Here is a 22,188-nt window from a genome sequence, read left to right as displayed (position 1 = left end):
TTTTAGCTCAATCAACATTGAAAATATTAATTCATTTTTGGCGTTAATATTGTAAGTTTCACCATAAAAAGTTATGCAAAAATACATTCTTATCATACTTTCTGCGCTGGCTGTTACCTCTTGTAAAGTTCAGAATAATCAAACTACGACGCCTGTCAGCACTACGAAACCAATTTCCAACAATGCTAGTTTTTTTTCAGCGATTGATAAAAAATCAACTTTTGATGCCGTTAAAATCAACAGTAAAATTGATGCAAAAACAGGTTCTTTCATTCCCACGTTGGATGCTGTGATTTACATAGAAAATGGTCAAAAAGTTTGGATGAATCTCACAGCCGTCATTCTCCAAGCTGCGAGAGGCGTTGCAACACAAGAAGGCATCAAAGGCTATTACAAGCTTGACAAAACTTATATTGATTCAGATTTTGGATATCTTAATAAATTACTGAATGTCAATTTCATTGATTATAATGCTTTGCAAAATTTATTATTAGGAAAAACTTTCATTCCTGTTTCCGAAAATGATTATAATCTGACTCAGAATATTTCCGGCTACACATTAACATCAAAACAAACTCAAAAAATCACAGAAAATGGGAAAACTTCTGAGTATAAAATTGCTTTGGATTACGATGCGGATTTCAATTTAAGCCACGTTTTACTAACGAATTTGGCAAACAATGACCAATTGGAAATCACTTATTCAAACAGAGAAATTTTGAGTAACGAGAGCTTTCCAAAAAGTGTTAAAATAATTATAAAAGCAAACAAAACAGACGAAATATTAATTGAAAATACGAAATTTGATTTTTCCCGAATGGAGACGCCTTATTCCGTTCCTGCCAATTACAAAAAGACAGAGATTAAATGATTAAGAAATTAAGCTTTTTTATAAGTATTATCCTTTTCGGAAGTGCGTTTGGACAGAAAGATAAAGAGCAATTGCAAAAGCAAAATGCCGATCTTAAGAAACAAATTTCCTCTCTCAATGCAACTTTGAACCAGACCAAACAAGAATCAAAACTATCGATTGCTTACCTAAATGCTGTAAACCAAAAATTAGCTTTGCGCGAAAAGGTTTACAACAATACTCAGAAAGAGAAAAGATTTATAGAAGATGATATTTACAAACGTCAGCTAGAAATTAATAAAAACAATCGTGAGTTGGAAGTCCTTAGAAAAAACTATGCTGAAATTCTTGTAAAAGCTTACAAAACAAAAGGTGTTCAGAACAAAGTTACCTTTATCTTATCTTCCAAAAATATTGGTGAAGCGCTTAATAGAATAGAATATCTAAAAAGATACTCTGAGTATCAGGACAAAAAAGCTGCAGAAATTTCTAATAAAGCGACAGAAATCAAGAAAAACATTTCGCTGAAAAAGAAATCAGTTACTGAAAAAGACAATCTCTTATTGACTCAGAAAAAAGACCTTTCTACGATAGAAGTGGAGAGAAAACAAAAACAGCAGTTACTGGATGAATTCAAAAAGAATGAAGTGCAATTAACTGCCGAATTGCGTCAAAAGCAAGCGCAACAAAAATCTTTGCAAAAGCAGATTGCCAATATCATTGCAGAGGAAATAAGACTTGCTAAAGCCAAGGAAGAAGCGGAGAGAAAAGCCGAAGCGGAGAGAAAAAGATTAGCCGACATAGCCGCCAAAAAAGAAAAAGAAAGAATAGAAGCCGAAAACCGAGCTAAGCTTGCAGCAGCAGAAGCCGAAAGAAAACGTGCGGAAAACGAAGCGAAAAGAGCCAACGAATTAGCAGCCAAAAAAGTAGAAGAAGAAAGAAAACTAGCAGAAACCAACAAGGCTGTTGAGAAAAAAGAAGCGGCTGAAAGAGCCAGCCGAGAAGCAGCAGAAAGAGTGAAAGCTGCTAATGAAAAATTAGCTGCCGCCAAAGCAAATGAAGCCGTTGTCAACAAAAAGAACGACGACGCAAAAGATGAAGCCGAGAAAAAGGTAATGAAAAGTTACGGCGTTGGATCTACCGTAGGAAGTAATTTTGCGGACAACAAAGGTAGAATCGGTTTTCCGGTAGAAAGAGGAACAGTTACACACAGATTTGGAAGACAGCCACACCCTGTTTTTAAAAATATTGTGGAAGAAAATACGGGAATAAAAATTGCTGTTACTAAAGGTACAAAAGCACGATGTGTGTTCCCTGGCGTGGTTTCCACTATTCAGGTTATCAACGGAAGTCGTACGGTTTTTGTGAAACACGGAAATTACTTCACCGTTTACTCCAATCTTGCCAATACCTTGGTAAAAGCCAACCAGCAAGTTTCTGCTGGAACGTTAATTGGAGAAGTTGGCAGTGATTTTGATGATTCTATCACACTGGATTTCCAAATCTGGAACGGAGAGAATCCGGTAGATCCTCTTGGTTGGGTTTCGTATTAAAAAATAATTTAACTTTGTAAAAAATTTAAGATGATAATATCCACCGTTTTATTAAGTATTTCTTGGCAACATATCTTAATAGTTGCTTTGATCGTGCTTTTGTTGTTTGGAGGTAAAAAAATACCTGAACTAATGAAAGGACTTGGCTCTGGAGTGAAAGAGTTCAAAGACGCTGTGAAAGAAGATGACAAGAAAAAAGACGCTTCATCTACCAATAATGATCCTTCTTAATCTGAAGCATTAAATGAGTTTAACAGAAAAATCGTGGGAAATCTTTAATCAATCTATTAAAGATTATCACATCAAAGACGATGTCAATTCTGAAGAAAATAATCCATTCCAGGTCAACTCTTTGGAATGGATTTTGTATTCTAAGAATTGGATTGATACCGTTCAGTGGCATTTGGAAGATATTATCAGAGAAGAAGATATCGACCCTTCGGAAGCTTTAAAAATCAAAAGAAGAATTGATAAATTAAATCAAAAAAGAACAGATTTGGTAGAGCAAATCGATTTTTGGTTTTACAAAAACTTCGAGACCATAACTCCGAATCCGGATGCCAGAATAAACAGCGAAACGCCAGCTTGGTGCATAGATAGATTTTCGATTTTATCCTTGAAAATATTTCATATGTCTATCGAAGCTTCTCGGGAAGAGGCTTCTGAAGATCACAAATTACAATGTTCTCAAAAACTAAATGTACTTTTGGAACAGAAAAAAGATCTTTCTACAGCTATAGATCAGTTGCTTTCTGATATTGAGAATGGTAAAGTTAAGATGAAGCTCTATAAGCAGATGAAGATGTACAATGATGAAAGTCTTAATCCAATCCTGTATCAAAAAATGCAGAAAAAATGAAAAGTTTAGCCAAGCTTTTATCGGCAATCGCAATATCAGCAATTTTAAATTCTTGTTCTACAAATTCAGCAGCGTCGGAACAGGTTCATTCTGATCTATTGTCTGATACTTACGCATATCTTACACCAGAAGCTATTGTTTATGCGTCTTCCATCAGTAATTTGATTTCTACATTTCCCAAATTCAAAAATGATGCGGTGAATAAAGAAGTTTCTTATCTAAAAAGTGCACTTACAGATTATTTGAACTCTGTGAGAGAACTTAACATTTCTTCGAAAACCAAATCTTTGAAAGATTTTGAGAAGAATTACAAAAGTATTCAGAAACTCAGAAAGTTTATGACAAAGGATGATGACGAAGTTTTGAACAGATACATGGTTAAGATCAAAACCAACATGAATCTTTTGGAAGCGGCACAGAGCAAGACCGCAGAGGCAGGATCTATGTCTTCTAACTAAACCACCTTTCTATTTGATGTTACAACTACAAGCAGAATCGAATGTTCCCACAGATTTTGGGGAATTCAGAATGATGGCTTTTTCTGAAAATGAGAAAGACTGGATGCCACACATGGCGTTGATTGCTAAAAATACCGACTTAACCAAACCCGTTAACGTAAGAATCCATTCCGAATGTATCACCGGAGAAGTTTTCCATTCCCAAAAATGTGAGTGTGGACAACAACTTAATTCCGCAATGCAATATATGCAGGACAATGGTGGAATGATAATCTATCTAAGACAGGAAGGTAGGAACATAGGAATCATTAATAAACTAAAAGCATATGCTTTGCAAGAGAAAGGTTTTGACACTGTTCAAGCCAATCTTGAATTAGGATTACCAGCTGACGATCGTAATTTCGACATTGCTATAGAAATGCTGAACAAACTAAATGTAAAATCAGTAAATCTAATGACCAACAATCCGGAAAAGATTAAAATCATTGAGGATAGTGACATCAACTTCAATTCGAGAATTCCTTTGCAGATTAAATCAAACTTGTCCAGCGCATCTTATCTTAAAACCAAGAAAGACTTTTTCGGACATCTTTTGGATGACGAAAATTCTTAATGACATAAAATAAAAAAAACCGTCTTGCGACGGTTTTTTTATTTGAATAAACTCAAATAAATTATTTTTTCTTACCTGTAGCAGGACCAGCAACAGCAGTAGCTAAATCAGCTCCAGCTTTAAACTTCGCAACAGTTTTTGCAGCGATTTGGATTGGTTTCTTAGTCGCAGGGTTGATACCTTGTCTTGCAGCTCTTTCAGATACAGAGAAAGTACCGAATCCTACTAGAGAAACTTTACCGTCTTTTTTCTTAAGTGTTTCTGTTACGTTAGCAACAAATGATTCCAAAGCTTTTTTAGCAGCAGCTTTTGTGATTTCTGCATCCTTCGCGATAGCGTCGATTAATTCAGACTTGTTCATAATATTTATTAATTAAAGTTATGTTGTTATAGCAAATATAAGACAATTTTAATATCGTGCAAATATTTTTATAATATTTAGATAAAAATCTATGTTTCGATTTGATATGATGAATTTTTGATAAATCAATATTTTACGAAAACACTCATTTTTTTATGATTCAGTTTCAAAGATTCGCCACTATTAATCAACAATCGAACCAAATAATTAGAATTTTATTAAAATTCATAAATTCATAAAATACAAGTATGAAATCATATGTAATTACAATAACTTTTTTGAATACATAATTTTTACTCTTTTATATATTTAATGTAAATTTGCACCTATGTTTATCGAAGTTTTTAAATCGAAAATCCACAGGGTCCGCGTCACAGCTTCGGACTTAGATTATATTGGAAGCATTACCATTGATGAAGATCTCATAGAAGCCGCAGGTTTAATCGTTGGAGAGCGCGTTTACATTGTAAATGTCAATAATGGAGAGCGTTTCGACACTTATGTCATCAAAGGGAAAAGAAAATCCGGTGAAATATGTCTGAACGGTCCAGCTGCGAGAAAAGTCCAGAAGGGAGATATCATTATCATCATTGCTTACGGACAGATGACGCCGGAAGAGGCAAAGGATTTCCAGCCAAAAATCGTTTTCCCAGACGAAAAAACCAATCTTCTAACATAAAAACATCTTGGAAGAAAAGAAACCATCACTGCTCAAAAACGTTCTCACAGTTGTAATTTCCATAGCAATTGCCGGATTATTTCTCTGGCTTGCGCTGAAGGGATTGGACTTTGACAAAATCAAAGGTTCATTACAAAAAGCCAATTATCTTTGGGTTCTTTTTGCAGGATTTTTCGGAGTGACGGCTTATTGGTTCAGAGCCATCCGTTGGAATCTTCTGTTGGAACCAATGGGCCACAAGATTTCTAGTACCAATTCTCTCTGGTCACTTTCTTTCGGATATTTAATGAATTTGACGATTCCAAGAAGTGGCGAAGTTGCCCGTTCAACGGCGCTTTATGGGGTGGAAAAAGTTCCTGTAGACAAGTCTTTCGGAACAATTATTTTGGAACGAGTGGTTGATTTGGTTTGTATGGGAATCTTCGCATTATTGACTTTGATTTTCAAATATGATGCGCTTTTGGCTTTTTACAAGGCAGCAACACAACAAAAAAATCAGACAAAACCTCAATCAGATTCAAACCTGACTTACATTATTTTAGGCTGTGTAGTTTTTATCCTGATATTATTATTCGCTTTTAGAAAATCACTACAAAAACTTTCTATTTATAATAAAGTTATTGGCTTCGGAAAAGGAATCATCGAAGGTTTAAAATCTATTTTGACCTTAAAACAAAAAGGAAAATTCATCCTTTACACAGCAGGAATCTGGATTTGCTATTTCTTTGCTTCATACTTAGTTTGCTTTGCTCTTCCCGAAACTTCTAATTTTACGCCAGCAGACGGTTGTTTCATTTTAGTAGTCGGAACTTTAGGAATGATAATCCCTGCAAGTGGCGGAATCGGCGCTTTCAACCTGGCAATGAAATTTGGCTTCACTGCCTTGTTCATTTCAATGGGAAAAGATGCTATAGAAGGCGGAGAATTGGGACTCGCCTACTCTTTCATCACATTGCCTCTTCAAATCATCATTATGCTCGTAATGGGCTTGATTTCGATTCCGATGTTGGCGAAGAACAGGAAGATTTAAAACAATTTTCTTTATTCTAAATCATCAAATTTTGCCTTCATAGTCGGATTGCCATAAGTCAGTTTTTTTATGGTCAAATCTTCTGCTTTATTGTTGGCCAAACGGAGATTGTTTACTGATGACAATAAAGCGTCTTTTGTTTTTTGAAGATGGCTTATCGTTTTATCAATTTCGTCAACTGCAGTTTTAAATTGTCGGCTTGCCAATTCATAATTTTTCGCAAATCCTTGTTTGAAAATATCTATTTTCTCTTCAAAATTGGTAATATCAATATTCTGATTTCTCATCAAAGCGATTTCCTTTTTATATTGCAAGGAATTCATTGCCGCATTTCTCAGAAGTGTAATAATTGGTATAAAAAACTGTGGCCGAACAACATACATCTTCGGAAATCGATGCGAAACATCTACAATTCCTGTATTATAAAATTCGTTTTCGGCTTCTAATAATGAAACCATCACTGCATATTCGCATTTTTTTTCAGTTCTATCCTTATCTAGTTCGCGAAAGAAATCTTCATTTCGTTTTTTGGTCGCCGTTTGGTCGGCTTCGTTCTTCATTTCAAACATTATCGAAATAATTTCATTGCCAGATTCATCAACTTCACGATAGATGAAATCGCCTTTACTTCCCGACCTCGAATCATTATCCTTTTCAAAATAGACATTTTGAAATGCAGTCGCACGCAATTTATTAAACTCAATTTCGCAATGCTGTTCGAGAGTTTCTCCAACCATTTTTGTAGAAAGTTTGGCCTTCATCTCCTTCACACGGTCGATTTCTTCATCCTTATATTTGATGATGATATCTTTGGATTTGAGCTTTTCATCAAACTGTTCCTTCAAAGATTTTTCCGAAAGTTCTTTTTCTAAATCTTTATTTTTCAATTTATTACTCAGTTCATTTTTTTCGTTTTCGATACTGTTTTTTTCATTTTCAACTTTCTGAACGGCTTCCGAAATCGCCAATTTTTTTTCAGTTTCAGCTTTTTCAATTTTCGCTTTCAGTTCCAGAATTTCCTTTTCTTTTTCCGAAACTTTGCCCGTCATCTCCAGCTCACTCACCGACTTTAACTGCGAAATTTCAGCATCTTTTTTGGAAAGTTGCTCTTGCAGATAACTTTTGAATTTTTCTTTATTAAGTTCAATCTCACTGTTCTTTTCTCTTTCGGCAATTCTCAATCGCTCTTGTAATTCTTCCTCAAATTGATGATTGCGAACTTGTTTCAGAATCTCAGCAAATCCAGCTTCGTCCACTTTAAAGGCTTTTTGACAATTTGGACAAATGATTTCGTTCATAATATTTCGGTTTCGTAAAGGCAAGGTACAAATTAATCGATAATTTTAAAAAATAATATTATTGTTGAATGAGTAAATTCGCAGATTCCTTTTAGGTTTAAAATTTGCTCAATCTGCGACATCAGTGAGATTTTAAAAATTAGAACAAGCCTCACATTTATAATTCATATTCCGTAAATTTGCTCTGTGAATCCCAACTTAGAACTTCAACTCAAAACACTTCCATCGGAACCCGGCGTTTATCGTTATTATGATAAGAACGACCAGCTTTTGTATGTAGGAAAGGCAAAACACCTCAACAAAAGAGTTCTCTCCTACTTCAACAAAAATCAAAATGGCTACCGAACCAGAATTATGGTTTCGAAGATTCACAGATTGGAGACAACCGTTGTAAACAGCGAATATGACGCACTTTTATTGGAAAATAATCTGATAAAAGCGCATCAACCTTTCTATAATGTGATGTTGAAGGATGACAAAACATATCCGTGGATTTGCATCAAAAATGAGGATTTTCCAAGAATTTTTTTGACCCGAACCAAAATAAAAGACGGCTCGGAATATTTTGGCCCTTACGCTAAAGTAAAACCTGCGCGAGTTCTGCTTGATACAATTAAGAATCTTTATAAAATCAGAACTTGTAATCTGAATTTGGCTCCATCAAAAATCGCTGAAGGAAAATACCGCGTTTGTCTGGAATATCACATTAAAAATTGCAATGGACCTTGTGAAGACCTTGAATCCAAAGAAGATTACGATGAAAAGGTAGAAGCGATAAGAGGAATTATCAAAGGAGATTTCCGTTTTGCCAAGAAATATCTGGAAGAAAGAATGTTCCGTTTTGCATCGAATCTTGAGTTCGAAAAAGCTCAGATGATTAAGAATAATATTGAGTCTCTCGAAAATTATCAGGAAAAACATACCGTCGTAAATCCAAGCATTGATGACGTGGATGTTTTTGGAATGACGAGCGATGAAACGGCAGCTTATATCAATTATTTTAAAATCAGAAATGGTTCCATCGTTCAAAGTTTCACAACTGAAATTAAAAAAGTTTTAGAAGAAACCGATGAAGATATGTTGGAGGAAGCTTTGGTGGAGATTCGTCAGAAATTTGATTCCACTTCTAAAGAGATTTTGATTCCGTTTCACTTAACATTAGAAATTCCGAATGTTAAATTGATTGTTCCCAAAGTCGGCGACAAAAAAAGAATCGTGGAACTTTCCGAGAAAAATGCGAAAGAATACAGACTGGAAAAACTGAAACAAGTCCAAATCATCGACCCAGAAAGACACACCAACCGAATAATGGCAGAAATGCAAAAACTCCTGCATATGCCGGTTGAACCAAGACACATCGAAGGTTTTGATAACTCGAACATCCAGGGAACTAATCCTGTTTCGGCTTGCGTCGTTTTCAAAGACGGGAAACCTAGCAAAGCAGATTACAGAATTTTCCATCCGAAAACTGTGGTTGGTCCGGATGATTTTAAAACGATGGAAGAAGTCATCTACCGCCGTTACCGAAGATTGCTGGAAGAAGGCGAACCGTTGCCGCAATTGATTCTAATTGATGGTGGAAAAGGACAATTATCTTCGGCAGTAAAAAGTTTGAAATTGCTTGGACTTTACGGAAAAATCACAATCGTTGGCATTGCAAAACGCCTTGAGGAAATCTATTTCCCAGAGGATTCGATTCCTTTGTATATTGATAAAAAAGCAGAAACGCTGAAAATCCTTCAACGCGTGAGAGACGAAGCACACCGTTTTGGCGTGAAACATCACAGAACAAGACGAACAAACTCAACTATAAAATCTGAACTGGAACAAATCCCAGGCGTGGGTCCAAAATCCATAGAAATGCTATTGACAAAACTAAAATCCGTCAAAAGAATCAAAGAAGCAGACTTAGTGACCTTGGAAGAAATCCTTGGAAAAGTGAAAGCTAAAGTGGTTTGGACGTTTTTTAATTCTTGAAAAACTAATCATTCTTAGTAAATTCACCTTCAACAATATCAATCATTGATTCGGAAATTCGGTCGCGAATCATTATCTTTGCAACCTAAATTTTAAAAATGAACAAGTACATAAAATTCGTAATTGCTGCAATCATTATCGCTTTGGGCGTTTACTTGATGTTCAACCGAAACATTGGCTGGGGCGTAGTTTTGGTGATTTTGTCTGCGATTCCAATTGCGCTTTTCTTCAAAAACGAATACATTCTTTTGGCTTTTTGGCAATTGAGAAAACAAAATATGGAAAAAGCCGAGAAATTTCTTGGTAGCATTACCAATTACACATCTCAACTTCACAAGAGTCAATATGGTTACTTCCACTATTTGCAGGCTTTGACATCGGCGCAAGATCATCCAACCAAAACAGAAGGACTGATGAAAAAAGCATTAGATTACGGCCTGAATATGAAGCACGACCGAGCAATGGCAAAGTTGAACCTTGCCGCATCAGCACTTGCCAAAGGCAGAAAAAACGAAGCTCAAAAACTTCTGGAAGAAGCCAAACAGCTGGATTCTGCAGGAATGATGACAGACCAAATCAAAATGATGAAAGATCAATTGAAAATGCCAACGATGCAAAAACATATGCACAATCCGAATATGAGGATGCGAGGCAAATTCAACTAAGGAATAATTTAAAAGGACTGAATCTATTTTCAGTCCTTTTTTATTTTTTAGGAGCCGGGAACCTGCTTTCCACTATATCTTTTGCTCTTCGTTCCTCATCACAAAAGGATGCCGTTGCAATCAGGGCTATGATTCGAGTCGTTTACATTTCCTGATTACTTTCGTAGCCATAGAATTTCGGGATTCTCCAATGGTATTTTACCGCCAAAGTTCGGATCGTTACAATCAAAAGAATCGTGAAAATCTGAACAAAAGTGTAAGATAGCGTAGAAAATTTGGCAAATAACAAAAATATTCCACCGCCAACAATACAAGCCGTAGCATAGATTTCTTTTCGGAAAATCAATGGAATTCGGTTTAGTAGAATATCCCGGATGATTCCACCAAAACAACCCGTGATGGTTCCCAAAGTCAAACAAATCAAAGGATGATAACCCAAGGTCAGACCTTTTTGTATTCCAATGATTGTAAACAGTCCCAATCCAAAACTATCGAAAATAAATAAGGTGACTTTGAAATTCTTCTCAATCGATTTGAAAATCATAGACAAAACACAAGTGGAAAGTATCAGCACAAATGTCAAAAGATCTACCATCCAAAAAACCGGAACATCCAAAAGCAAATCTCTAACAGTTCCGCCACCAACCGATGTTACAAATGCAATAATCAAAACGCCAAAAGGATCCAAGCGTTTTTGCATCGCAGCAAAACTGCCCGACATTGCAAAGGAAATGGTTCCCAAGATTTCTATGATAAGATTGATTTGTTCGTGCACGGATTTTTATAATTGATGATTGATAAATGATGGATGATAAATTGCGACTGAATGAAATCAATTATCACTCATCGCATATCATTTATATTGATAGCTCAACCATTACCGGGCAATGGTCGGAATGTTTGACTTCTGGCAGGATTACGGCTCTGGTCATTTTCTCTTTCAAAGGTTCCGAGACGAAGTTGTAATCCAAACGCCAGCCTTTGTTCCTTGCACGCGAACCAGCTCTGTAACTCCACCAGGAATATTGGTCCGGTTGGTCATTGAAATGTCGGAAACTGTCTGTCAAACTATTTTCGTTCATAAACTTCGTCATCCACTCTCTTTCCATCGGGAGAAATCCGGAAGTGTTTGCCAAACCAACTGGATTATGAATATCAATCGCCTGATGACAAATGTTGAAATCTCCACTGATGATGAGATTCGGGATGGTTTTTCTGAGTTCTTTTATGTATTCTAAAAAGTCAAAACAGAATTGCATTTTGAATTCCAATCTTTCGATATTGGAAGCAGACGGAACATAAACTGAAATGACAGAAAATCCCTCGAAATCTGCACGCATAATCCTGCCTTCGTTATCATAACTTTCGATGCCACAACCATATTCAATGTGATTTGGTTTTACTTTGGAGGCGATTCCTACGCCACTGTAACCTTTCTTCACTGCGGAATGCCAATAGCTGTGATAGCCTAATTTCTCCAAACTTTCTATATCAATTTGGTCATTTCCTGCTTTGCTTTCCTGGATGCAGATAACATCCGGACTGGCGACGTTGAGCCAACCCAAAAAATCTTTTGTAAAAGCGGCGCGGATTCCGTTGACGTTGTAGGAAATGATTCTCATTTTTTTATGATTGATGAATGATGGTTGATAAATGATTTGCTTACTTTAACACAAAGGCACAAAGATTTATTTTATTTAATATGCGTTTTTAAGGCACTAGGAAAATCCGAGATTTTTCAATTTAACGAAGTTAAAACTTTGTGGCTTAATTACGAAGATTTCTCATTTACATTTGTGTCTTTGTATTGAAATTACTTTAGTCTGCAAAGTTCGGGATTTTGATTTGAATTGTGAAAGGAAATGTTGAAATTAGCCTTGTCAAGGTTTTGAACCTTGACAAGGCTGGGCATTGAATAAAATCGTGAAAAGAAATGAAAAACCTCAACATAGCCCCGATTGCAACGGCATCCTTTTTTGCTTTTTTGGGAAATTTTCTTTGGATGACAAAACGTTCTGAAAGCAAAAAAGATATAGTGGAAAGCGGGTTGGAATGATGAAAAGAATAGCCAAACTTCTTGCTCCTAATCTATAAAAAGGCGGAAAAAGTTGCCTCTTTCCGCCCAGTAAACCCAAATCAAATAAACTATGAAAAAACTACTTGGGTTCTAATATGCTTATCGGGATGATGACTTCCTCGAGGGAAATCCCACCGTGCTGATAAGTTTCTTTGTAATAATTCACAAAGTGATTATAGTTTTTTGGATATGCGAGGAAAATATTATTCTTCGCAAATATATATTTTGAACTCAGATTTCCCTTTGGTAGAAAGAGTTTTCCAGGATCATTGATTGCCCAAACGTCTTTGTCTTCGTAGGTTAAACTTCGTCCGGTTTTGTATCTTATGTTGGTAGATGTTTCTCTGTCGCCAACCACCTTACTAGGTTTTTTAACATAAATTGTGCCGTGATCGGTCGTAATCACCAATTTGAATCCATTTTCTGATGCCAATTTGATAATTTTCAATAATGATGAATTCTCGAACCAGTTGTAAGTCAATGACCTGAAAGTTTTATCGTCTCTAATCAGTTGATTTACAATATTGTTGTCGGTTTTTGCGTGGGACAAAATATCGATGAAGTTGTAAACAATCACCAACAAATCATTGTTCTTATGCTGATTGAAATCTTCTAAAATCTTTTTTTCGAAATCTGAATTTAGGATTTTCAGATATTTCATTGATTTGCTGGATAAGCCCAAACGTTTCATTTGATCTTCTAGGAAGTCTCTTTCGAATTCGTTTTTGTTGCCTTCTTCGTTATCATTGAACCAATTGTTTGGGAATCTTTTTTCGATTTCTGATGGCATCAATCCTGCAAAGAATGAGTTACGAGCGTATTGCGTGGCGGTTGGCAAAATACTGAAATAGTAATCTTCTGAAGTTTTGTTATAGAACTTTGTGAAGAGCGGTTCTATGACTTTCCACTGGTCATATCTCAAGTTATCGACCATCAAGAGCAGAACTTTTTCTTTCTCCAATTCCGGTTTCACTTTGTCTTTGAAAAGCGTGTGGCTCATCATCGGTTTCTCGTTGCCGTGAAGCCAATCTTCGTAATTATTTTCGATGAATTTCGAGAATTGGATATTGGCTTCTTCTTTTTGATTTTGAAGCAAATCACCAAATTCATTGTCCGAAACTTTGTCAAATTTCACTTCCCAATTCAGGATTTTCTTGTAATATTCTGCCCAATCTTGGTAAGTTCTAAGATAAGATAATTCCATACTCAAGTTTCGGAATTCTTGCTGATAATCCACGATTGTTTTTTGCTCAACCAAAGATTCGCTTTGAAGGATTTTCTTTAATGACAAAAGAACCTGATTTGGATTCACAGGTTTCAAAATATAATCCTCTATTTGAGAACCAATTGCCTGTTCCATAATGTGCTCTTCCTCACTTTTGGTGACCATTACGATTTTCAGCGCATTATCTTTTTCTTTAATCATTGGAATCGCTTCCAGACCGGAGATTCCGGGCATATTTTCGTCAAGAAGAGTCAGAACAAATTTTTCTTTTTCAATCAATTCCAAAGCCTCATTCACATTATTCACTGGTGTTACACTATAACCTTTGTTTTCCAGAAAGACAATATGAGGTTTGAGTAAATCTACTTCATCATCGATCCATAAAATTTTTCCTGACATATATTTTTTAATTTAAGTTTAAGTATCAAAAGTATGACCAAAATATCATAATTATATTTTAAATAACAGAATGTGTGCGTTAAATATTAGTTAATACAAACAAAAAACTTTGCCAAATATTTAGCAAAGTTTTTAAATTTTTTAATTGGAAAAGCTTATCAATTCCTTTTTCTGAGCGTTGTAGAGATGGAACTCCAACATCTTGAAAGAATCTCTAGGAATGATAGTTACCCATTTTTTGTATTTGAGAAACCATTTGTTTTGGATGCTTGCCAAACCTTTCGTAAGATAAGCTTCTACAAATGGATGCACGTGCAGATAAAGTTTCCCTTTCTCTGTCGCCATAATAGTTCTGATGGAATCTTCCATCTTTTCGATAATCACGATTGGAGCGATGATTTCGCCATCTTTGTTCGGATTTTCTTCGTTGGTTTCGATGTTTTTTTCTGCGCGGACACGCTGTCTTGTCATCTGGATGAGACCAAACTTGGAAGGTGGTAAAATTTTGTGTCTTGCCTTGTCACGCTTCATTTCATCTCGGAAATGCTCGTACAATTCCTTCCTGTGTTCCGCATCCACCATATCAATGAAATCCACCACGATGATTCCGCCCATATCACGAAGACGAAGTTGTCTTGCGATTTCTGTGGCCGCCATTTTGTTGACCGTCAAAGCGTGCGTTTTATTGGTATTGGCAGAAGAAATATTGTTTCCAGAGTTCACATCTACCACGTGAAGCGCTTCTGTATGCTCTATCACGAGATACGCTCCTTTGGAAGCCGGAATATTAACGTGTTTACCAAAACTCTGCTTCAGTTGCTTTTCAACGTTGTAATATTCCATCAAAGGAATGTGAGAATCATAGAATTGGACAATATTCTTACGCTCCGGCGCAATCACCTCGATGTAAGATTTCATATCCTCCACCATTTTCTCATCATCACAAATGATACTTACGAAATCCTGGTTGAAGTTGTCTCTTAGAATAGAAGAAGCTTTATCTTCTTCACTCAAGATCTTACTAGGAACTTTATTTTTCTGGATATTCTTGAAAGTCGTTTCCCACTTTTTCACCAGCTGATTCATATCATTGTGAAGTTCAGCCACTTTTTTCCCTTCCGCTACAGTTCTAATGATGACACCAAAACCTTCTGGACGGATGCTTTCAATCAAAGTTTTGAGGCGTTCTTTTTCAGCGCCGTCGCTCACTTTTTTGGAAATGGAAACTTTATTATCAAAAGGAATCAGAACCAAAAAACGTCCCGTGAGAGAAATCTGTGTAGAAATCCTTGGACCTTTCGTAGAGATTGGCTCTTTTGTAATCTGAATCAGAACCAAGTCGCCGGCTGTCAAAACTTTATCAACTGTCCCCAGTTTATCTATGTCTTTGGTTCGCTCAGCTGTTTTCAGGCTAGACGTCTGTTGTTTCTTTGCAATGGTATTTTTCAGAAATTTCTGATAAGAAAGAAACTGCGGACCCAAGTCTTGATAATGCAAGAATGCATCTTTATCTGTTCCTATGCTTACGAAAGCTGCATTCAGATTAGGAGCTAGTTTTTTTATTTTCCCTAAAAAAAGATCCCCAACTACAAAATCGGATTTGGCTTTCTGCTCATGAAGTTCAAAAAGGCGTCCATCTTCCAACAATGCAATCTTTGAAGCATCTTCCTCATTGGAAATTATCAGTTCTTTCTTCATAACGCCATAAAAGGGTTTTTACTAAAATTAGGTTGTAAATATAAAACAAAAATATAGTTGGCAATAGAACCAACTATATTTATATGTGTAAGACGTTAAAAAAAAATCTTATTTCTTCTTGTGTCTGTTTGCTCTTCTTCTTTTCTTTCTTTTGTGAGTTGCAACCTTATGTCTCTTTCTTTTTTTTCCGCTTGGCATAATTTATATTTTTATACGTTATATTATTTTATTCTTATTTAACTGCAACTTTGGTCTTAACTTTTTCTACAAAAGTTTTTGATGGTTTGAAAGCCGGAATATTGTGAGCAGGGATCTCTATCGCTGTATTCTTAGAAATATTTCTTCCTGTTTTAGCCGCTCTAGTTTTGATAATGAAAGACCCGAAACCTCTTAAGTAAACGTTATCTCCGTTATACATAGATGTTCTGATCTCCTGCATGAAAGCTTCTATAACTTTCTGTGTATCATTCTTTTCTACTCCCAGCTTGTTCGAGATGGTATTTACCAATTCTGCCTTTGTCATTTTCTAAAATTCTTTATATTTTTGGTGTGCAAATATAAGATATATTTTTGAAAACAAACAAACAAAATGCTGATTTTCTTCACATTGGAAAAAAGCTCATAAAGTGGTATCAGACTAATGCCAGACAACTTCCTTGGAGAGAAAACCAACATCCTTATAATATATGGATCAGCGAAATTGTTTTACAACAAACTCAGGTAAAGCAAGGCCTTGGCCATTACCTCAGATTTATCGAGAGATTTCCCACAGCCAAAGAACTTCACAAGGCTTCTGAGGATGACGTTTTACTGTACTGGAAAGGACTTGGTTACTATTCCCGAGCTATCAATCTTCACAAGGCAGCACATCAAATCATCGAGGAATTTGATGGTAAATTCCCTACTCATTATCAAGACATTCTGAAACTGAAAGGCGTTGGAAAATATACAGCTGCGGCAGTCGCAAGTATTTGTTTTGATGAAAAGATTCCGGCAATTGATGGGAATTTCTATCGGGTTTTGTCACGGATTTTTGCGGATGATTTTGATATGTCGAGTTCCAAGGCGTTTCAATATTTCACGGATTTGGCTTTATTAATAATGCCGGAAGACAAACCTGGGGATTTTAACCAAGCAATTATGGACATTGGTTCGGAAATTTGTAAACCAAAAAATCCACTTTGCGGCGAATGTCCTGTGAATGATGATTGCATCGCTTATCAAACGGGAAGAATCTCGGAATTTCCTATGAAAACCAAGAAAGCAAAAGTCACAGACCTGAGTTTGAAATATTACTTCATCAAATTTCAAAACCAGTTTCTCATTAAACAAAGAGGAAATGATTTTATCTGGAAGAAATTGTATGAATTTCCGACTTCTGTGCCCGCAGAATGGGAAGAATTAATTATGAATTCAAAGATAATCAATCATAAACTGACACATAAGAATATGACGATTGAAATCAACACTATTGAATTGGAATCGAAAAAAGCATTGGAGAAATTCGCTTCGGATAATGAATATTTAATTGTTGATGAAAAATTGGCGGACGAAAAATCTTTTCCAAAACCGTTGGAAACTTTTTATAAAAAACGAAATGTTGGAGAAATTGGAAGATTGCCTTTTTAATGAATCTTGATATTGTTGCTTGAACTTCATTATATTTGCCGAGAATTTGGTTCCCGAAGATTCGGGATTAAATGGGAATGGAGCGTAATTCTTCAACTGTCCCCGCAACTGTAAATCGCAAAAAAAGAGATTTTGTAATCTTTGCCATTGCCCGCCATAGGCGCGTGAGAAGGCGCAAAATCAGCGAAAGTCAGGAGACCTGCCAGAGAAAATTAAAACTAAATGCTTTCGGAGGAAAGGCAGATTGTAATGAAACGACTTTTTACACTTCTTTCTTTGGTAATTTTGCATCAATTTTCCGCTCAGGAATCTTTGATAGATACGGTTTTTATTGATAATCAATTCAATAAAGTAGGGAAAACGGCGAAAATATCTCGGATCAATTCTGAGAAGATTTTAGAAAATTCGACATCACTTTCGGACCTTCTGAGATTTCAATCTAATATTTACATCAAAGAAAATGGTAGAGGCGCAACTTCTTCGCCATCTTTCCGCGGAACTGGTGCGCAGAGAACGGCTTTTGTTTGGAATGGCATTAATGTGAATTCGATTTTTTTAGGTCAAGGTGACATCAATAATTTGAATCTTCTGAGTTATGAAAACGTCGGAATCAAATTTGGTGGCGGAAGTGTGATTTATGGAAGTGGTGCGATTGGAGGTTCGGTTCACCTGAATAATACTTTGGATTTTGATAAAGGTTTTCACGGAAGTTTGTTTTCGGAATTTGGTTCTTTTGGAACGCTCAACTCTTTCATTAAAACCAAATTCAGCAACGAAAAATTGAGTTTCAGTTTTTCTGCAAATCATTCGAAAAGTGATAATGATTATGAAGTTGCGGAGAAGAAATTTATTAATAGAAATGGTGAATATCAAAATACGGGATTCAATCTTGGATTGGCTTATAAGATTAATGAAAACAACGAATTCTATTGGCAAACTCAACATTACGACAGCGATCAGCACTACCCTATTTTTGATGAAAATCAAACCAAAACTAAATATTTAGTTCAAACTTTCAGGAGTTTGGCAGGCTGGAAATCACATTCAAATAAAATAAAAAATGATTTGAAATTGGTTTATCTGGAAGACAATTTTCAATATTTTGGCGACATTAATAAAGCAAAATCCAATGGTGGAATCGGGAAACAATATATCGTTCGGAATGACTTCGATTATTTTGTTTCAAACAAATCTTCATTCAATTTAATTTCAGAATATCAATACAATCAAGGCGAAGGTTATCAATCGGGAATCCAGAATCCGAAACGAAATCAAGTCAATCTTTCTTTGCTTTACAGAAATGAACAACTTGCGAAATTCTATTGGGAACTTGGTGCAAAATATGATTTTGTAGAAGGCTATGAAAGTCCTTTTTTGTTCTCAGCTAGCGGAAAGTACAAGGTAAATGATTGGTATCAGACTTCCATCAATATTTCCAGAAATTTCAAAGCTCCAACTTTCAATGACTTGTTTTGGACGCCTGGTGGGAATCCTGATTTGAAAGCGGAAACGTCTTATCAGGCGGAGATGTCGCATTATTTAAGTTATCAAAATTTCAAATTGGGAATCACGCCTTATTATATAAAAATGAAAGATATGATCCAATGGGTTCCGGTGACTCCCGCGATTTGGTCGCCCATCAATGTGGATAAAGTGGATTTTTATGGTTTGGAAACGGAATTGTCCTTCAATAAAAACTGGACAAATCAAAAATTAAATTCTCAAATCAGCTATTCTTACACGAAAGCCATAGACCAAGAAACGAAGAATCAGCTAAGTTATGTTCCGATTCATCAGATTAATTTCAACACCAATTATCAATACAAAATCGTCGGATTATTTTTCCAAGCTTTGTACAACAGCAAGCGATTTACAAATAATACCGAAAGCAACTTTCTGAAAGATTTCTTAGTTTTGAATGCTGGAATTAATATTAATCCAATCAAAAATATTCAAGTTGGTTTTAAAGTGAATAATATTGCTAATCAGATTTATGAAACGGTGAATTACTACTTTATGCCGAAGAGAAATTATGCTGTTAATCTTAAACTAAACTTTTAGAGCAAAAAACAATAAATAAATATATTATGAACTCGCATCAGCGATAAACATAATTCAAATAAAAAACAATAAATAAAAATATTATGAACTCGCATCAGCGATAAACATAATTCAAATAAAAAACAATAAATAAAAATATTATGAACTCGCATCAGCGATAAACATAATTCAAATAAAAAACAATAAATAAAAATATTATGAACTCGCATCAGCGATAAACATAATTCAAATAAAAAACAATAAATAAAAATATTATGAACTCGCATCAGCGATAAACATAATTCAAATAAAAAACAATAAATAAAAATATTATGAAATTCAACAAATTTTTAACCGCAGTTTTTGCATCCACGCTTTTGTTTGTAGCATCTTGTAACGACGATGATTTTGATTTGGACAATCAGGAAAAATCGTATAGTGGAATTCTTGTAACCAATGAAGGGAACTTTGGAACGCCTAGTGGAAGCGTTTCTTTTATCCCATCTGATATTTCGACCATCGAGAATGACATCTACAAAACCGTAAACAACACAGCGTTAGGTGATGTTGTGAACAATATTGGATTCTCAGGAGACCAGGCTTACATTATCGTTAACAATTCTAATAAAATTGAAGTGGTAAACCGTTTCAGATTTACGAAGACAGCGACTATCACAGACAATGTGAAGCAACCACGTTACGTCACTTTCGCAAACAACAACTTTTATGTAACCAACAGCACTTATTTGGGAGAGCAATATGTTGCAATCTATAATGCTGCAAACAACAGTTTTATAAAAAAGGTTCCGTTCACAGATACGGTGGAAAGAATCGTTTCGGCTGGAAGCAAAGTTTTCGTTCAGCACGCGTCTTATGGATTTGGCAACACTATTTCTGTCATCAATAATACAAATGAGGTAGAAAAAACCATCACGCTTCCACACGGACAAATCAGCAAAACAGTTGCTTCTGACAATTTTGTTTACACGCTAACGCAAGACGGAACAGACACTTATCTTTATCAAATCAATGCGGCAGGCAATATCGCAAAAGAAACCAAATATGCAGGCATCGCAAACGGAGAAAACTTGAGCGTTGAAAATAATCAAGTTGTTTTTAATTCCAAAGGCAATGTATACGTGACTACAGTTTCAAGCCCAGCAACTCCGGCTCCAGCATTCACGATTGCACCTTTTGCAGATTTCTCTACCATCTATGCATTGGAAATTTTAAATGGCAAAATTTTCATTTCCGATGCCAAGGATTATCAAGAAGCTTCAAAAGTTTCCGTTTACTCATTGAGTGGCGCACTTCAAAAATCATTTACAGCAGGCATCATTGCTGGTGGTTTATATAAAAACTAAATTTCATCATTTGAAATTTTCAAGCCTTGTCAAGATTTTTTGGCAAGGCTTTTTTATTTTTAAAAAATTATACTTTTCATAAATTTTAAGCACAATTTTTGCATTTCTTCAATCTCGAAAAAAATAAGTCTTAAATTTGTAAAAAATTCGTGATGCGGGAAAAAATTGTTATTATCGGAGGTGGATTTGCAGGTTTGCAACTCGCCAGAAATCTTAATAATCAAGGCAAATATAAAGTAATGGTCATCGACAAGATGAACCATCATATGTTTCAGCCGTTGTTCTACCAAGTGGCAACTGGACGAATCGAACCATCCAACATTTCTTTTCCTTTCAGAAAAATCTTCCAAAGGTCAAAAAATATTCAGTTTCGAATGACGGAGGTTAAGAAAATCATCCCGTCTGAAAACAAAGTGATTGGCGATGATGGCGTTTTCACTTATGATAAACTCGTGATCGCCACAGGTTGCAAAACCAATTTCTTCGGAAACCAAAAGATGCAAAACTTGGCTTTGGGAATGAAAAATACGCAGGAAGCCATCACCATTCGAAATCACATTTTGATGACATTCGAAAAGATGATTATCGAAAGAAAATCCAGCGACGATGGCAACTGGAATCTCGTAATCGTCGGAAGCGGACCAACCGGAGTGGAATTAGCTGGTGCATTTTCTGAAATGAAATCCCACATTCTGCCAAGAGATTATCCTAGGATGAACTTTGACGACCTTAATATTGTTTTAATAAGCGCAGGCGACAAACCGTTGGAAGCAATGAGTCAGGAATCGCAGGATGCTGCGGAAGATTATCTGAAACAACTCGGTGTCAAATTTCTAAAAAACGAACGCGTTACAGATTACGACGGAGAAGTTATCAATATGGCAAGCGGGAACTCAATCCCAACAAATAATGTGATTTGGGCAGCTGGAGTAACCGGAAATATCATTGATGATTTTAATAAAGAAAACTTGGTTCGAAATCGATATATAGTTAATCGTTACAATCAGGTTAAAGGTTTCGATAACATTTTTGCCATTGGCGATATCGCTTATATGGAAACGCCGAAATATCCGCAAGGCCATCCACAGGTTGCGAATGTCGCCATTAACCAAGGCAAAAATTTGGCTAAAAATTTCAAAAAAGATTCTGAAAAAGACTGGACAGAATACGAATATATCGACCGTGGTTCTATGGCAACCATTGGAAAACACAGAGCTGTTGTTGACCTTCCGAAATTCAAATTTCAAGGTTTTCTTGCTTGGTATTTGTGGATGTTCTTACATTTGATGCTGATTCTGAGCGTCAGAAACAAACTGGCAATTTTCTTCAACTGGATGTGGAGCTATATCAACAAAGATTCTTCACTAAGGCTGATTATTGCGCCATCAAGAAAAAATCCGACAGAACAATAAT

General features: G+C 35.7%; 21 protein-coding genes and 1 riboswitch. Of the genes, 14 read left to right on the top strand and 7 right to left on the bottom strand.

Translation table 11 applies throughout. The annotated features are described in order from the left end of the window. Positions 1 to 73 precede the first annotated feature (73 nt). The 6 genes from lolB1 to ribA are packed head-to-tail and all read left to right on the top strand — an operon-like array spanning position 74 to position 4,333. Positions 74 to 871, top strand: a complete 798-nt coding sequence (gene lolB1, locus B0I22_RS12960) for a lipoprotein insertase outer membrane protein LolB1 (protein WP_133945551.1) — start codon at positions 74 to 76, stop codon at positions 869 to 871. After that, positions 868 to 2,403: a murein hydrolase activator EnvC family protein gene (locus B0I22_RS12955; protein WP_133945548.1), complete on the top strand. Its 1,536-nt coding sequence runs from the start codon at positions 868 to 870 to the stop codon at positions 2,401 to 2,403. The genes lolB1 and B0I22_RS12955 overlap by 4 nt, the downstream gene beginning before the upstream one ends. A gap of 30 nt (positions 2,404 to 2,433) precedes the next feature. Beyond that, positions 2,434 to 2,634, top strand: a complete 201-nt coding sequence (locus tag B0I22_RS12950) for a twin-arginine translocase TatA/TatE family subunit (RefSeq protein WP_133945545.1) — start codon at positions 2,434 to 2,436, stop codon at positions 2,632 to 2,634. A 13-nt stretch (positions 2,635 to 2,647) separates the two neighbouring features. Then, positions 2,648 to 3,262, top strand: a complete 615-nt coding sequence (locus B0I22_RS12945) for a DUF4254 domain-containing protein (protein ID WP_133945542.1) — start codon at positions 2,648 to 2,650, stop codon at positions 3,260 to 3,262. Further along, complete coding sequence (locus B0I22_RS12940) at positions 3,259 to 3,720, top strand: hypothetical protein (RefSeq protein WP_133945539.1); 462 nt, start codon at positions 3,259 to 3,261, stop codon at positions 3,718 to 3,720. The genes B0I22_RS12945 and B0I22_RS12940 overlap by 4 nt, the downstream gene beginning before the upstream one ends. A 16-nt stretch (positions 3,721 to 3,736) precedes the next feature. Beyond that, positions 3,737 to 4,333 carry a GTP cyclohydrolase II gene (gene ribA, locus B0I22_RS12935; RefSeq protein WP_133945536.1) on the top strand — a complete coding sequence of 199 codons (597 nt, stop codon included), beginning with the start codon at positions 3,737 to 3,739 and terminating at the stop codon, positions 4,331 to 4,333. 61 nt (positions 4,334 to 4,394) lie between these two features. Here ribA and B0I22_RS12930 read toward each other — a convergent pair whose 3' ends face one another. After that, complete coding sequence (locus tag B0I22_RS12930; protein ID WP_133945533.1) at positions 4,395 to 4,694, bottom strand: HU family DNA-binding protein; 300 nt, start codon at positions 4,692 to 4,694, stop codon at positions 4,395 to 4,397. 328 nt (positions 4,695 to 5,022) lie between these two features. Here B0I22_RS12930 and panD point away from each other — a divergent pair, with 328 nt between their 5' ends. Both panD and B0I22_RS12920 read left to right on the top strand, forming a co-directional pair. Continuing rightward, complete coding sequence (gene panD, locus B0I22_RS12925; protein ID WP_133945530.1) at positions 5,023 to 5,373, top strand: aspartate 1-decarboxylase; 351 nt, start codon at positions 5,023 to 5,025, stop codon at positions 5,371 to 5,373. Positions 5,374 to 5,377: 4 nt separating this feature from the next. Further along, complete coding sequence (locus B0I22_RS12920; RefSeq protein WP_133945526.1) at positions 5,378 to 6,403, top strand: lysylphosphatidylglycerol synthase transmembrane domain-containing protein; 1,026 nt, start codon at positions 5,378 to 5,380, stop codon at positions 6,401 to 6,403. A gap of 11 nt (positions 6,404 to 6,414) precedes the next feature. Here B0I22_RS12920 and B0I22_RS12915 read toward each other — a convergent pair whose 3' ends face one another. Continuing rightward, positions 6,415 to 7,701: a DUF2130 domain-containing protein gene (locus B0I22_RS12915; RefSeq protein WP_133945524.1), complete on the bottom strand. Its 1,287-nt coding sequence runs from the start codon at positions 7,699 to 7,701 to the stop codon at positions 6,415 to 6,417. A gap of 186 nt (positions 7,702 to 7,887) precedes the next feature. Between B0I22_RS12915 and uvrC the strand changes: the two genes are divergently transcribed. Both uvrC and B0I22_RS12905 read left to right on the top strand, forming a co-directional pair. Further along, entirely contained in the window at positions 7,888 to 9,678 is a 1,791-nt protein-coding gene (gene uvrC, locus B0I22_RS12910) for an excinuclease ABC subunit UvrC (RefSeq protein WP_133945521.1), read from the top strand. Positions 9,679 to 9,776: 98 nt separating this feature from the next. After that, complete coding sequence (locus B0I22_RS12905) at positions 9,777 to 10,343, top strand: DUF2892 domain-containing protein (protein WP_133945518.1); 567 nt, start codon at positions 9,777 to 9,779, stop codon at positions 10,341 to 10,343. A 142-nt stretch (positions 10,344 to 10,485) separates the two neighbouring features. Here the strand turns inward: B0I22_RS12905 and B0I22_RS12900 are convergent, their stop codons facing one another. The 5 genes from B0I22_RS12900 to B0I22_RS12880 all read right to left on the bottom strand — a co-directional run bounded on the left by B0I22_RS12900 (position 10,486) and on the right by B0I22_RS12880 (position 16,265). After that, positions 10,486 to 11,118, bottom strand: coding sequence for a trimeric intracellular cation channel family protein (locus B0I22_RS12900; RefSeq protein WP_133945515.1), 633 nt, complete (start codon positions 11,116 to 11,118; stop codon positions 10,486 to 10,488). An 82-nt stretch (positions 11,119 to 11,200) separates the two neighbouring features. Further along, positions 11,201 to 11,965: an exodeoxyribonuclease III gene (locus tag B0I22_RS12895; protein ID WP_133945512.1), complete on the bottom strand. Its 765-nt coding sequence runs from the start codon at positions 11,963 to 11,965 to the stop codon at positions 11,201 to 11,203. A gap of 534 nt (positions 11,966 to 12,499) precedes the next feature. Further along, positions 12,500 to 14,044 carry a T9SS response regulator signal transducer PorX gene (porX, locus tag B0I22_RS12890; RefSeq protein WP_133945509.1) on the bottom strand — a complete coding sequence of 515 codons (1,545 nt, stop codon included), beginning with the start codon at positions 14,042 to 14,044 and terminating at the stop codon, positions 12,500 to 12,502. A gap of 141 nt (positions 14,045 to 14,185) precedes the next feature. After that, positions 14,186 to 15,742: an Rne/Rng family ribonuclease gene (locus B0I22_RS12885; protein WP_133945507.1), complete on the bottom strand. Its 1,557-nt coding sequence runs from the start codon at positions 15,740 to 15,742 to the stop codon at positions 14,186 to 14,188. Between the two features lie 232 nt (positions 15,743 to 15,974). Then, positions 15,975 to 16,265, bottom strand: a complete 291-nt coding sequence (locus B0I22_RS12880; protein ID WP_027383593.1) for an HU family DNA-binding protein — start codon at positions 16,263 to 16,265, stop codon at positions 15,975 to 15,977. A gap of 47 nt (positions 16,266 to 16,312) precedes the next feature. On the opposite strand from B0I22_RS12880, the gene mutY reads away from it, so the two are divergent. The 4 genes from mutY to B0I22_RS12860 all read left to right on the top strand — a co-directional run bounded on the left by mutY (position 16,313) and on the right by B0I22_RS12860 (position 22,187). Continuing rightward, the gene (gene mutY, locus B0I22_RS12875) at positions 16,313 to 17,371 is read left to right on the top strand and encodes an A/G-specific adenine glycosylase (RefSeq protein WP_133945505.1); all 1,059 of its coding nucleotides are present in this window, start codon (positions 16,313 to 16,315) and stop codon (positions 17,369 to 17,371) included. 30 nt (positions 17,372 to 17,401) lie between these two features. Continuing rightward, a riboswitch (cobalamin riboswitch) is annotated at positions 17,402 to 17,592 on the top strand. Between the two features lie 28 nt (positions 17,593 to 17,620). Next, on the top strand, positions 17,621 to 19,432 hold the full coding sequence (locus tag B0I22_RS12870) for a TonB-dependent receptor plug domain-containing protein (RefSeq protein ID WP_133946561.1): 1,812 nt from the start codon (positions 17,621 to 17,623) through the stop codon (positions 19,430 to 19,432). Positions 19,433 to 19,743: 311 nt separating this feature from the next. Then, positions 19,744 to 20,775: a YncE family protein gene (locus tag B0I22_RS12865; RefSeq protein ID WP_133945503.1), complete on the top strand. Its 1,032-nt coding sequence runs from the start codon at positions 19,744 to 19,746 to the stop codon at positions 20,773 to 20,775. A gap of 152 nt (positions 20,776 to 20,927) precedes the next feature. Further along, positions 20,928 to 22,187: an NAD(P)/FAD-dependent oxidoreductase gene (locus tag B0I22_RS12860; RefSeq protein ID WP_133945501.1), complete on the top strand. Its 1,260-nt coding sequence runs from the start codon at positions 20,928 to 20,930 to the stop codon at positions 22,185 to 22,187. Position 22,188: the final 1 nt, after the last annotated feature.

Origin of the sequence: Epilithonimonas xixisoli, from assembly GCF_004365655.1 — a bacterium.
GTDB classification, from domain to species: domain Bacteria; phylum Bacteroidota; class Bacteroidia; order Flavobacteriales; family Weeksellaceae; genus Epilithonimonas; species Epilithonimonas xixisoli.
The sequence above is the reverse complement of the archived record's forward strand: the minus strand, read 5'-3'. Positions and strand labels throughout refer to the sequence as shown.